This window comes from Methanolobus sp. ZRKC4 (assembly GCF_045291305.1).
Taxonomy (GTDB): domain Archaea; phylum Halobacteriota; class Methanosarcinia; order Methanosarcinales; family Methanosarcinaceae; genus Methanolobus.
In genome coordinates, this window is the sequence record NZ_CP146983.1 from 2,092,575 (window position 1) to 2,106,124 (window position 13,550).

General features: G+C 38.4%; 10 protein-coding genes. 6 read left to right on the plus strand and 4 right to left on the minus strand.

All coding sequences use genetic code 11. From position 1 onward, the window contains the following. Positions 1–215: 215 nt before the first annotated feature. The 5 genes from tnpC to V7O67_RS10535 all read left to right on the plus strand — a co-directional run bounded on the left by tnpC (position 216) and on the right by V7O67_RS10535 (position 5,382). On the plus strand, positions 216–1,664 hold the full coding sequence (gene tnpC / locus V7O67_RS10515) for an IS66 family transposase (RefSeq protein WP_406671409.1): 1,449 nt from the start codon (positions 216–218) through the stop codon (positions 1,662–1,664). Positions 1,665–1,760: 96 nt separating this feature from the next. Beyond that, positions 1,761–1,880 carry a CbbQ/NirQ/NorQ C-terminal domain-containing protein gene (locus V7O67_RS10520; RefSeq protein ID WP_342304873.1) on the plus strand — a complete coding sequence of 40 codons (120 nt, stop codon included), beginning with the start codon at positions 1,761–1,763 and terminating at the stop codon, positions 1,878–1,880. A 9-nt stretch (positions 1,881–1,889) separates the two neighbouring features. Continuing rightward, positions 1,890–4,229 (plus strand): nitric oxide reductase activation protein NorD, encoded by a 2,340-nt coding sequence (locus V7O67_RS10525; RefSeq protein WP_406669989.1) that lies wholly within the window; start codon positions 1,890–1,892, stop codon positions 4,227–4,229. Between the two features lie 330 nt (positions 4,230–4,559). Next, entirely contained in the window at positions 4,560–4,751 is a 192-nt protein-coding gene (locus V7O67_RS10530; RefSeq protein WP_342306502.1) for a DUF6884 domain-containing protein, read from the plus strand. Further along, positions 4,732–5,382 (plus strand): hypothetical protein, encoded by a 651-nt coding sequence (locus tag V7O67_RS10535; RefSeq protein ID WP_342304871.1) that lies wholly within the window; start codon positions 4,732–4,734, stop codon positions 5,380–5,382. The genes V7O67_RS10530 and V7O67_RS10535 overlap by 20 nt, the downstream gene beginning before the upstream one ends. A gap of 723 nt (positions 5,383–6,105) precedes the next feature. Here V7O67_RS10535 and V7O67_RS10540 read toward each other — a convergent pair. The 4 genes from V7O67_RS10540 to V7O67_RS10555 form a co-directional block, all read right to left on the minus strand. After that, positions 6,106–7,695 (minus strand): hypothetical protein, encoded by a 1,590-nt coding sequence (locus V7O67_RS10540; RefSeq protein WP_342304869.1) that lies wholly within the window; start codon positions 7,693–7,695, stop codon positions 6,106–6,108. A 21-nt stretch (positions 7,696–7,716) separates the two neighbouring features. Continuing rightward, positions 7,717–8,595 (minus strand): hypothetical protein, encoded by an 879-nt coding sequence (locus V7O67_RS10545; protein WP_342304868.1) that lies wholly within the window; start codon positions 8,593–8,595, stop codon positions 7,717–7,719. Between the two features lie 57 nt (positions 8,596–8,652). After that, positions 8,653–10,992, minus strand: a complete 2,340-nt coding sequence (locus V7O67_RS10550; protein WP_342304867.1) for a hypothetical protein — start codon at positions 10,990–10,992, stop codon at positions 8,653–8,655. Positions 10,993–11,618: 626 nt separating this feature from the next. Beyond that, positions 11,619–12,563 (minus strand): IS5 family transposase, encoded by a 945-nt coding sequence (locus V7O67_RS10555; RefSeq protein WP_342303665.1) that lies wholly within the window; start codon positions 12,561–12,563, stop codon positions 11,619–11,621. A 399-nt stretch (positions 12,564–12,962) separates the two neighbouring features. On the opposite strand from V7O67_RS10555, the gene V7O67_RS10560 reads away from it, so the two are divergent. Next, entirely contained in the window at positions 12,963–13,541 is a 579-nt protein-coding gene (locus V7O67_RS10560) for a cupin domain-containing protein (protein WP_342304866.1), read from the plus strand. The last annotated feature ends 9 nt before the right edge of the window (positions 13,542–13,550 follow it).

Genomic DNA, 13,550 nt, shown 5'->3' on the forward strand with positions numbered 1-13,550 from the left:
TCATTCCAAATAACATGTCGAACAAATTAAGTTAGAACCTACTCTTCCATTCTTTTTTGTTTTTCTCCCTGCACAGTTATATAAAGAAGTAAGGTAACTATTCAGCCTAACTGTTTTAATGATGCAAAAAACAATATACTATGGCTTCATTCTATGTGTTAAAAAATATTCAGTAAAATATCATAAAAAACGTCTATCAATCTGAGGGGATTTGTATAGACCGCGAAGAAATACTTGCAGTTTATGAAGCTGGTCCAGAAGCAGTAGTAGAACTTGTAACTCGATTACTTGGGATAATTGAACATCAATCTCTCCAAATTGCACAACTTGAAGAGCGTGTCAGGCATTTGGAAGAAATGCTTGAAAAGAATAGTCGCAACAGTAGCAAACCACCTTCTACTGATTCTTATGCACGGAATAAACCAACCGTTAAAAGTCAAAGAAAAAAGACCAATAAGCATGTAGGTGGTCAAAACGGTCATCCTGGTACTACATTAAGAATAAATGATGATCCGGATGAAGTTATTGTTCATCCTGTTAATCAATGCGTCAATTGTGGGAGATCGTTAGCTTCTGTTCCCTCTGACTATGAAAGAAGACAGGTCTTTGACATTCCTCCTATAACTATCAATTGCATTGAACATCGTTGCGAGATTAAAACATGTCCCAAATGTTCTCATGTAAACAAAGCTCTTTTTCCAGATGGTGTAACTCAGCCGACTCAATACGGTCATCGAGTTAAGTCATTTGCAGTTTATTTGCACACTTACCAATTACTTCCTTATCAGCGTGTTACCAAGTTGTTCTCTGATATTTTGGGATGCAAGATAAGTCCTGCTACTTTGGTGAACACGGAACGTAGTTGTTTTGAGAAGCTTGGAGCTTTTGAAAATACAGTGAAACATCTCCTGAAAGAATCTCCTGTCATCAATCTGGATGAAACAGGAATGAGAATAAATGCAGTTCGTAATTGGCTTCATGTGGCAGGTACAGACAAACTGACCTATTATTTTGCACATCGCAAAAGGGGCTCAGAAGCAATGGATGCTATGGGCATATTACCAGGTTACACTGGTGTTGCAACACATGATTTTTGGAAACCGTACAACAAATATGAATGTCAACATTCATTATGTAATGCACATTTATTACGAGAGTTAACTGGAGCTTCCGAAAACAGGGATCAACAGTGGCCAAAGATAATGAGTGATCTCTTGATATGCATTAAACATCATGTTGATAATGATCTTTTAGATACTGAGCTAATTCAAAGGTTCAGTGAGGATTATGATCACATAACTTGTTTAGGAGTGAATGAAAATCCTCCTGATCCGGAATCAAATGTGCGGTCTAAAAAACGAGGACGTAAGAAGCAGACCACGGTAAAGAATTTGCTGGATAGGTTTATTGGCCATAAAGAGGATATCTTGCGATTTATGTACGACCAAAACGTTCCGTTTGATAACAATCAGGCTGAAAGAGATATCAGAATGACGAAAGTACAGCAGAAGATATCAGGTACTTTCCGCAGTAAACAGGGTGCAAAAAATTTCTGCCGTATAAGAGGATACGTGTCTACTGTTAATAAGAATTCTGAATCTGTTATCGATGCAATTAGTGCAATATTTTATGGCAATTCATTTGTTCCAAAGTTGCAGAATTGATCGTGGATGAAGAAATCAGCTTGGTGGAAGTGAGCTAGGCTGAATAGTTACGAAGTAAGAACAAATTTTATCAGTATAAGCAGGGGGATCAACGGCATGATAGCTAAATGTTCTTTATTAAGAGAAGCCTGCTGGATAGCCATTACAAGGGCGATTACGGATAATCTTGACTTGCAGAAAAGTATCGAAGAAATAATCAATGCCATCGTGGAGTGAAGAAACATCTTGTCAAAGGATATAGCAGAACAGACCGATCCCACAGAAGAAGAGCTGCTTGAACTTATAGAATCCAGGTTCTTTGAAAGAAATTATCACAATAATTTTCTCAGTTTTCTTAAAAAGAGCAGTTCAACATATCATGGCGAACTTCTCAGAACAGCACGTATGCTGCTTGATAAAGACTGGCTGCTTGCAGGTATATTTTTTGAAAATCTTCCCGACGCAACCAAGAATACAGAATCTGAAAATATAAGGAAATGGGCAGGTACCGGAATTAAGATTTATGACCAGGATAAGGACCTGGCAATCGATTATTTTACCTATTCGGCCCCTCTCCTAAAGAATCTGGAAGTCAGTGAGCTTGAAGAGTGGGCCTTGAACGGTATAGGTATCTTTGAAGATAATCCTCCACTTGGAAGACCTTACTTTTCCCTTAAGTCCAAAAGCTCAAAAGAATTTATTGAAAAACTGACAGGGTCAGCAGCACTCAATGAGGTTGCCAGTGTCCTCAGATATTATGCTCTTGGATTATCAGGTGTTAATTTCAATATCCTTTCCCGACAAATGATACAGATGGATGAAGAACCCGATGCAATCAATCCCGTGGTCGCAGGTAAGACTATCTACCTTACACCCCGGATAAAGAAATACGGTGATTTTGAGGATAACTTCAAGGTATACAAGCTGAGCATTATGCATGAAGTCGGTCACGTACAGTTTAGTTCCCATGCTATAAGCCTTGAAGATGCAGCCGGAATGATAGCAGATATAAAAAGAAGATATACGACCAGAAAGAAGGGAACTTATCTTTCAGGATTGCAACCCGAAGGCATCGTTGATATATCCGATATTATAGCCCTTTATCCCAACGAAGCACTGGCAGGCACCATACTGGGAATCCTGGAAGATGCAAGAGTCGAGTACAGGATAATGGAGCATTATAGGGGAGTTCGCTCGGATCTTGAGAGAATAAGACACCAGATGCTTCTGGCCAGACCTGTCCAAAACGGAAAACTTGAAGAGTTTATGGAAATACTTTTGTGGATCTCAACCGGCCATGAGCCTGTTTATAGTATAAATGCAGATATAGAGAGCCTGCTAGACAGGACAAGGACTCTGCTGAAAAACAGGATATTCCGAAAAAGATCGACTATTCTTGATTCCCTTGATATTACTTTCAAGATATATATCATGCTTGATGAGCAACTGGGCCCACTAAGCCAAATAGAGTATGAAATACTGAAGAATATCGACTATCGTGGAGTGGGTATCGGAGCATATGGGAAGAAGGATCCTCTTTCTTCCAGGTCACACGAGAATATTATCAAGAATTTCATTCCTGAAAGTGAAGTGGAACTGACTGCAGAACAGGAAAGACCAAAAGAGGAAAAAGTCAAACGCCAGTCTACTTATGTTACGGACAAGAACTGGAAGCTACTCGGCAGTTACAGTTATGACGAATGGGATGCCGTTATTAATGATTATAAAGCTGACTGGTGTACGGTAAATGAGATAGAGCCAAGTGGTATGTCCAGTGATTATTATGAAAATGCATCACAGCATTATAGGAATGAGATAGCCCTGATTAAGCGTGCATTCAACAGGATGAAACCGGAGACATTCCGCAGGATGAAGGAGCAGACAGACGGTACTGAGATTGACATCGATGCTTTCATCGATGCCCTGATACAGAAAAAGTGCGGGATTAATCCCGATGACAGGCTTTACCTCAGATGGGACAAGCACGAAAGGGACGTTGCAACTCTTTTTCTTATAGACGTCAGTTATTCTACCCGAAAAATGGTGGGGTATGAAGGAAAGAGTATTATAGATGTGGAAAAGGACTCACTTACAATTATGATACAAGCCCTTGAAAGCATTGGTGACAAGTACGCAATCTACGCATTTTCCGGCCAGACAAGGGATGATGTTGAATACTTTGTAATAAAGGAATTTGAGGAGGAACTATCTGAAAACGTTGCACGCAGGATAAGTCTTCTGGAGCCGGTATCCAACACAAGACTTGGTCCCGCCATTCGTCATTCTATAAAAAAACTGGAAAAAATCGACGCTAAAACAAAGATGCTTATACTGCTTTCAGATGGTGAACCCTTCGACACTTCAAGAGGAGAAAGTGCTTACAAAGGAAGTGTTGCCGAAGAAGACACCAGAATTGCAATAAGGGAAGGAAATGCCCAGGGAATAAATTTCTTCTGCATTACAGTGGATTCCAATCCTGGAAAGTATCTTGATAATATATTCTCTGATGTGGGTTATACGATAATAGATGATGCAAGATCGCTTCCTGAGCGTCTTCCTTTGTTGTATAAGAGGATAACTACCTGATTCTACAGTACTGTTTTAGTAGTATTTATTCAAATATCACCAATTGTTACAATAATATTTAAAAAATATTTTTGGATTGGATCATTATATGGACTGTTGAAAATGGCAAAGAATATACTCATATCATGCGTCAGCAAAAAGCTGGAACATAGGCAAGGCCTGAAGATTTGTGTGTAAACACCTTTTCAAATACAATCTGTAGTATGCCGTGTCCATGAATGCAGACCAGATATTCATTTAGTCTGCCAGGCATTGCCTGTTGAATCTTGAAGATGAGATAGGGTCTTATAATCATAACTTGAACAACATGGGTACGGGTGAAATCAAAAACTGGGCAAAAGTGTTTTATCTCAATTGAAAAAGACTACTGCAATCAAGAATGATGATTTTGTGCTTCTTACAGGTGACAAATACAGGAAATACCAGTTGCCTCAAATATCAAAGTATGAGATTCCCTTAGAAGGGATGAGAATAAGCGAACAGTTACAATATCTAAAAGAACATGTCAACAATAAACGATGAATGTGGCAGGCTACACCAGTTATTTGGTGAGCTTGAAAGAATTAGTTACCCCTTTGATATAAACAGGATTCCGAATAACGGGATTTATATACTGTTTGAAAAAGGTGAGCTTGGACATAATACAGACAGGATAGTTCGTGTAGGCACACATAACGGTGATGATAGACTAAGAATAAGGCTCAGACAGCATTTTATTAAAGAGAATAAAGATGATAGTATATTTCAGGGGCATATCGGTAGAGCACTCTTGAATAAGGATAATGATCCATTTCTTGAACAATGGTACATCAAGCTCAAAACAAAAAAGGATAAGGCTAAACATTCTGACCGCATCGATTTCGCTAAACTAGCCAGTACCGAAAAAAAAGTTGCCCAATATATCCGGGATAACTTCTCCTTTGTGGTATTTGAAGTTACAGATAAAGACAAACGAATGGAGTTAGAGTCAAAGTTAATCTCTACGCTCTCACTCTGTACTGAATGCAAACCCTCTGTGAACTGGTTAGGCAATCATTCTCCCAAGGAAAAAATAAAACTGAGTGGACTTTGGAATGAACAAAAATTGAACAAGGATCCTCTTTCTGAAACTGATTTTGAGGAATTGCGAATGATTGTGAGGAATTGCGAATGATTGTGAGAAATTTTAAATAAAAGGTAACTATTCAGCCTGGCACGATTTGCCTATTGGTACTGATTTCATCGAAATAGAGATGTCTGCTCACTAACAATCTAACAATCAAAAAAGCAATCAATAGCAACAATCAAAATAAATGATTCTAATGAAATTTACGTTTCAACTTTTTGTCAAGATTGTTATTGATAGCGTTTTTATCAGGCTGAATAGTTACCAATAAAAGACATAAAACAATTGGCTGATTCTAAGTGACTGATGTTCGGTGTGTTCGTGCTGAATATGGCGTATATGCACAGCACTCTGAATTGTACATGCGGGATGAATATTGTTTATATTTTCCCGTATGTGCATGAAATTGGACTGATACCGGCAAGGGGTATTTCGCATAGTATAACCAAGAGAATGAATAGGAAATTTATTGACATGGCAATGCCATTGAAGAATAAAATTTCCGGCTTTGTGCAAATCATCAATATTCAGACAAGATGCAATATGGCCTTTGCTAATCCAATTATCATCGACTGAATTTGCCAGACAATAGACATTTCAGGCCTTTCCCATGTTTCACCCTGAATCTTTTTCTCAGCTACGAAATCAGTAAAAGATACTTTCGCTTAAATCTCTGATCCTTCACACCAGCTTTCGCAACTCAAATTCGGGTTAAAAGTAGTCGGGTAGAAATACTCCCACTACCCGATTAGCCACGACATATGCTCCTTATCATTTATCCCCATATTTTTTTTTACAGTTGAGAAAGGAATTATTATCATCTACCGCTTTTTTCCATCTACTACAAATTTTCCTTGTAAGATAGGGCGCCGTAGATGAAGTATCACAATTAGGCACACTATTTTCAATTGTCTTCATCTGTGAAAATGCATCATCTATTTTCTTGCGAAGTTCACTTAATTTAGTCAAGATAATCCTGTCATCGCACCATGAGTCTCTTATTATTTTTAGTAATTCTCTAGTGGCGTTTCTATTTTTCAAATGCCGGACCCAATATTTGTCCAGTTCAGGTTTAGCTAACACTTTTGCAAGCTTTATACACTCCAAATCGGCTTTATGCTTAGTCATGCCGAATTCTTCAGGGTATACAATTTTTCGTGCCCAATCTTTATCAATTTTGTTCAGTTTTGTTATCTGCTTATTTGAAAGTGTATAACTCCCTATCTTAGTAATCTTAACTGTTGCATCTTTTTCAATCCTTAACTTCAAGTCTATCAACAAATTTTTTTCAAAAATGCCTGCTGCAAAAAACGCATTTTGGTCCATCCACCACATATCAGCATTGCGTTTATTCATCCGATATAGTATGCAATAATACCACAGTTCACCCTTGAAGTTCACCGGGAGAGTAGCAATATCAATTGCTTTTCGCGCTCTATCTGCCGCCTTCTTCTCTGTAATTCTTGTAGGGACTATACATTTCTTTGGTTTTGGAGGGACATCCCCCTCTATTACTTCATCTCCAAAAGCATATCGTTTCACAAGACTTTTCGGTCGTTGCTTGGGACTTTTGTACAAGCTCCAGATATCGATCATTGAAAACGGGGAAACCCCTTCTGCAATTCCTGCAAGATTTTCGCTAAGCCAGGTAACTCCTCTGAGAATGGGGAGGAACTTCATTTGCTTTCTCGTTGCCTCCCCAATCCGCCGATCCATATCATTGTGCATGACGATTAATGTATCCGCAATCGGCCCTATATCCTTTTTCGTTTTTTCTTTCGCCGTTAGATACTTCAGAAAAATATTATTGAGTCCTTCTGCTTCTTCTATTAGTTTTGTATTCGTCCATTTGGCGATTTCAGCAGACTTCGGAAGGATGAACTTGGACTGCGACTTTGTTTTTACAAAGGTCGACCAATAATCAACCATGAAAAATGGGTAGATATCATTGACATGCCCGCCTTTACCCTCCCATTTAATATGCTCAAGGACCGGTTGAGTCGTTTTTTGGTGTTCTGCAGCCTTTTGAATACGATACGCAAGCTCTTGTCGCATTAATATCAAGGTTTCTGCAATAGCTTCTTTTTCCTGTGGACCAATTTCTTCTTTTGATTCAAAAAGACGAGTGTTCAGCAGCTTAGCTTCGTCCAAAAGTTGGCTATTGGACATTGTTCTTACGCTGGCTTGCATCCCTTGCCGCAGGGAGGCTGCATAACTGTCAAGTCGCTGTACCGACTCCCTTTTCATACCCCGATAACGAAATACTGTATGAGGACGTACATTTAATCGTGAATTCGGAGTCGTACTCGTGGTTGCAGTACCACGAGAACTCAACTGTGAATAGTTTGGAGGATTTGCCATGGAAAACCATCCATATTCAACTTAGGACTCCGTCGAGACACTAACGTCTGTATCCTTTTCAATAACAATCTTCTTCTCCACGTCCGGGTCATCAAATTCACCTTTAACTACCCTGGCTGCCAGACGAATATTCTCCAGTTCTTCGTGACGCACTTCAGATTGTGCCTTTTTAACATCAACGACCCGATGGATAAGCTTGAAATCCTCGAGAATTGGATGCTTGCCTGGTAACGCCTCGATATATAGGGAATCTGTCGGTGCGATAACGATTTCTTTGTCACGATGGGGGTCCATGAGGCGCTTAATTAGCAAATCCCTATATTTGTTCCTTACGTCCTCTGTAAAAGCACCTGGATTTATCTCAAAATAACATCGAATTAATTGTTTTAATTCATCTATAGTGTAATTGCCTGCTTCATCTGGATCCCATAGCTGTGCTGTTTCTTGCAGGTCCATATAGTCCTGCATCATATAGAGGGTCACGGGATTATTTCGTTTAAGTGGAAAGATCATGTAATTTCCTTTGTAACCAAGCAAGTTGTCAAGGTCTGCGACTTCTATTAAGCTCTTATAATTAACGTCAATTTGTGCAGGAATACTTAAATCGATTATGAATTGCTTTTTTTTACCGCCCACCCAAACATCTATTTCACTAGGTGCGGATTTAATTCCAGGAGTATACTTAATGTCTGGGACTTTAAGTTGGTAGAGTCTAAAAAAGCGCTGGTCTGGTGGTTCCTGGTCCCAAATAGCCTGTATATAATAAAGGATATTATCTTTCACATGCACTCGAAGTCTCAGAATCTCAGTTCTGCGATTAAATTGTTCTTCAAGAGCTTGAGAGTATTTACTGGTCGCAGACTCCAGTGCCGTTACTTCGTGTTGAAGGCGTGTGCGCATCTCTTTTTCTTTCCGCTCGGCACGTTGGAATGTTTCCTTGGCTGCTTCTGCCCGGGCCTAGATCGTTTCTGACGTATCTGATGCTCCGCCAAATAAAAAGGTATTAACATCGGACAAGAACCCTTCATTCTTGCTGGTTAAACTCTGAGCATATTTGTCCATGGCTATATCAAGAGCCTCTTGGGTTTTCTCAAGGGCTTTGGAGGTCATAGTTACTTGTTGTGTTACCTTATCAACAATTTTCAGCTGTATATCTAGATTATTTTGAAGTACATCCACTGACAGCTCATCCCCAACAAACTTATCAGATAAGTAATCTAAACCGGTAACAAAAGAATCATCGAGGATTACTCGTCTTAAAATCCAATCATGGGCCAGCAGCCAATCTTCATCAATTTCATCTGGACGAGGTACTTCATTGGCTACTAATACCACCGGAGTCAGTTTATGGATTTTTTCGCTCACTTCATAACGACGCTGAAGTTCATAAAATAAGTACGTAACCGAAATTTCGTCATTTGGGTTACTGATTTCGCCTGATGTTGCCTCTTCATATTCTTCACTAGTAGTCGTATTTATCTCCAGCTTATATTCATTTTTGTATTCTTGTGCTGCCTTTAATACGGCTTCGCGAAATTCCTTTTTTGTTTGAGAGGAGTGTTTGGCAGCATCAATTGTCATACTGTGGTTTCCTTTTGCGTTCCAAACAGCAAAATTAACCCCTCCTTCAGCCGTATGATTGAAATTTGTTTTGTTCGTGGCACGGCGAATAATCTCGGCATGTGAACGATAGGTATCAGAAGAATCCATTTTTTTGATTTGTAGTGCATTCTCTATTTCTTTGATGGCCCTACTCTTTTTTACGACTTTTTTCTTTGTATATCGGCGTACTTCCTTTGGAGCCATTGGTATAGTAGATACAAGTTCACCGACTTGATAATTCAGCGGGTTCCACTTTTGCCTATAGTTAACAAGGATACCAAAGTTGATGGCGTTTTTTGCAAAAACATCGAATGAGTATTTTCCCTTCAAACGTTCTTCCAGATCTTCAAATAGATTTTCAATTCTGCTTTTTTTATTAAGGGCAGTAACAAGTATTTTACGAGCATCTGTTTGTTCCTGAAATACCACCTTTTCGGCGGCACCTGGAGCATAACCAGATGTAGAGGAACTTGCCTTCAAACTAAGCATTAGACCATATATTGCATCTTGTGTTGGCTCGTCCAAACAACTCCATTGAAAAGCCGTTATTTCCGGCAAAAGATAGGTTTTTACTTCTTTAAATCTTGGATCATCACCAGCGATTTTTTCTTTGGTGTGACGCAAGTAGTCCTTAAACTGTTTAAGCTCCTCAACTGAGGTGACCGTGTCTTTCGGTATTTTTATACCTTTATACTCTTTTTCTTTGAGAGCTTCCTCATAAAGCTCTTTTCCTTTTTTAGCCAACTCTTGATCGAACAATTCAGTCCATATATGACGGAAAGCAATCTGAAGATCATAAAAATCATGATAAGCAGCCACATCTGCCGGACCACCGCTTATGTTGAATCCTTTCGTATCCAGCTCAATATCCTTTTGACTTGCGCGATCCGAAATTCCAAATTTCAACTTAGCCTCCGGGGAAGTGGTATGCTTCATTTGCAAGGCAACTTGGTCTTTCACCAAAGAATCTACTGTTAATTCACTTCCTTCACTGTCAGTATTTTGCTCAAAGATATCCGATTGAGTTGTATCTGTGGATTCAACAGGTTCAGAAAAGATCATATCTTCAAGGACCTGTTCAGCAACTTTGCTTACTTTACAATTGGTAAGCAAATCTGTTCTGGCAAACAATTCAGTCTGCAATGTTCGTTTTTCAATATAGGCCATCAGTTTGTCTGGTTGGACATTCCCGGTAGACCCGTCATCAACTTTTTGAATTCCAAGTTCACTCAAATCCTTATCTGATAGGCTTAGAGTAATACCTTTTTTCCATTTCACTTCCGCCGTTTGGGCGAGGTCGGCTTTGATAATCGTTTCCTGAGCTGTCTGTTGGTTATCGTCCGAGGAAATGTAAGTCGTATCTTTACGCAATTCCTCCGATACTTTTGATGGAATGAAATTTTTAAAGGCAACTTCTGCTTTTTCTTCATACACCCTGGACTTAGCCACATGCATTGAAATACGTTCATTTATTTTGGTTTGAATTGAATCACTGATTGATAGGTTCTTATCGATTGATGATAATATTGTTTCTTCATCTATTCCTGTTTTACCTACCCGGCTTTCATAGTGATTTTCGAGCTGCTCAACGCGTTTGTTAATTTCGGTTTCAATTAAATCAACTACATTAAAAGCTTCATCTCTGGAAACACTGGTCTCCTTTTCTCCCGTGCCTTGGAACCTTTCATCTGTCATAAATTAATTTCCCCATAAAATAAATTTATTACATGAAAAATTAACACAGTTAACAATCATTAAAAAGAGTTGTCATAGCCCACCCCATTAATTATAATAAACTGTGCATGTATAATTAACCCCATATTAGTTTGGATGTTAAAGTATATAGCAACATCCACACCACAGTATATATTTATTATTTATGAATGTGAAACTATAATTTGTCATTTAAATTGGCTTACTGTTAAACTCGCTATTTCAGTTGCTCCCATTCCGACTCTGTAGAAATCCTCGGTATTCAGGCGAGAATGAAAGCTAATGATCATTGAAAATATACTATCCGATATTAAAGATATTTTTCAATTTTTCCTGATTGATTATATTCTGATTGAAAGATGATGGATTCTCTAAGTGTAATTTTGTATTACATGGAATAAGGATGATAAAACGCCTACTATAAGGACTCCTGTTTATAAAAAAAAGGGGTGAGGGAGTTTGGGGGAGAGGGGAAAAACTTATGAGGATTTCGATATTCCCTCATTTTAGATCATTAAAGTATTCAAACTCAATTATATCCTCTCATTTTTTATCATTTTGTTTATTTCTCTTCATTAATCCTTATTTTTAGTATAGCTTCCGCTATCCTAAATTACTCCTTTGGTTTTTAGTGTCCTCAATTGATGCAGATTAAAACAAAAAGCTGTCATCAACATTTTTGCATTCACTCTTTCTACAGTTGTAACAAGAACCTTTCTGGTTTTAAATATTTCTTTTGTCACTGCATACACTCTTTCGCAAGGGACTCTTTTCACACTTATTCTTTCATTTCTGAGGATATCCATTATTCCTAAAGGATGTCCTCTTACAGCTCGTTGCATTGTTGCTGCAAAACCTTTTGCTATTGCTCCAAAATATCCTTTATCTCTATACACCACTTCACCCTTTTCAGACAGATCAACCTGTGAATCGTGAAGTGATGCAGTTGTTGTCTCAAATCTTCTGATTAGTTCATAATCCTTATCAATAATTGTATGAAGTTTGTATCCAAAGTGAGATTTACCATTTTTCTTAGTCCAGGTTCCATCTTTGCTTCTTCTTGTTTTCGCATCTTTTCCTCTGAGTACATCTGCTTTTGCATGTCCTGGATCTGAGTGAATAAAAGTTGCATCCTGGATCATTCCTTTTTTAATCTTCAAACCAAGAGCATCAAGCTGATTCTGCATTTCATCCCACACCGCTTTTTCTTTACCATTGTCGATAATTCTCTTCCTGAATGACCAGACAGTTGTACTGTCTGGTACATATTCAGGAAATCCCAGGAATTTCCTAAAGGATATCCTGTCAATACACTGCTTTTCAAGCTCAGCATCAGAAAGACCATGCCATTGTTGCAGAACAAGCATCTTGAACATTACAATAACATCAGCTTCAGGCCGTCCGCCTGAAGCTGTTCTGTTTATGTACATTGACTCCAGAATAGGGCGAAAAGGCTTCCAATCTACTAAATATTCAATTTCAGCAAGCTTATCTCCGACAGATTGGAGACGCTTATATTCTTCATTTAAGGCAAAATCAGTAAAAGAATCCATAATAGTAAATTTGCTTTGCTATTATTTAAATTTTATTAAATTGTATGAGTATTGATGGTAGTTTATCGAAATCCTCTTATGAGTATTTCAAGATTGTTTTTATTTTTCAAATAAGGATTTATACAGAGCCCCTATTCCAGAACTACAATTAGTTCACTTGGTGATATTCCTGCAAACTCGCTACAATGTTTAAATGCCATCAAAAAATCCAATTTAGTGCTATCGGATGTATTAATCAAAGCGAACAATTTAATAATAGCCGTGTCGTTTTTTGTTTCACTAACGTTCATAAAATTCCACTATAATATGCTGAAATACTACAATAAGGTAAATGTTATAACTCAAAATATCATAAGCATTAGAACACGATTTTGACAAAAACAATAAGAGGAATACACAATGGCTGAAAAGAACCAATTGGGCGATAAAATACGCCAGATACGTGAAATGCAGAAAATGTCTGTGGAAGAACTGGCAAAAAGTAGCAATACAAACAGTGAACTCATCGAACAACTTGAAAATGGTGCACTTGTTCCTTCATTGACTCCCCTGATGCAAATCGCAAGGGCTCTTGGAGTTCGTTTGGGCACTTTCCTTGATGATGCTCCTCACAACGAACCTGTGGTTACTAAAAGCGGCGCTTCAAAAAATATCGTAAAGTTCTCCGGTAACTGCGACACATGTGAAAAAAGCACACTAGACTTCTTTTCACTTGCTAGTGACAAGGCTGACAGGCATATGGAACCATTCATAATTGATGTTCATCCTCCTGGATCAGGTGAGGCAAAACAATCTTCACATGAAGGAGAAGAGTTCATTTACGTACTCAATGGCCAGATAGAGATCCTTTACGGAAAGGACAGCTTCAAGCTCTCAAGCGGTGACAGTATCTATTACGATTCTATAGTTCCTCACTATGTCCATGCAATGGGTAATGAAGATGCAAAGATACTGGCAGTCGTATACGCTCCTTACTAATAAAGAAGA

Coding starts and splice junctions, on each gene's coding strand:
- V7O67_RS10555 (WP_342303665.1), bottom strand. CDS start 12,563: ATGGATTCTTTTACTGATTTTGCCTTAAATGAAGAATATAAGCGTCTC.
- V7O67_RS10540 (WP_342304869.1), bottom strand. CDS start 7,695: ATGGCAAATCCTCCAAACTATTCACAGTTGAGTTCTCGTGGTACTGCA.
- V7O67_RS10535 (WP_342304871.1), top strand. CDS start 4,732: ATGTCAACAATAAACGATGAATGTGGCAGGCTACACCAGTTATTTGGT.
- V7O67_RS10545 (WP_342304868.1), bottom strand. CDS start 8,595: ATGCGCACACGCCTTCAACACGAAGTAACGGCACTGGAGTCTGCGACC.
- V7O67_RS10550 (WP_342304867.1), bottom strand. CDS start 10,992: ATGACAGATGAAAGGTTCCAAGGCACGGGAGAAAAGGAGACCAGTGTT.
- V7O67_RS10520 (WP_342304873.1), top strand. CDS start 1,761: ATGATAGCTAAATGTTCTTTATTAAGAGAAGCCTGCTGGATAGCCATT.
- V7O67_RS10560 (WP_342304866.1), top strand. CDS start 12,963: ATGGCTGAAAAGAACCAATTGGGCGATAAAATACGCCAGATACGTGAA.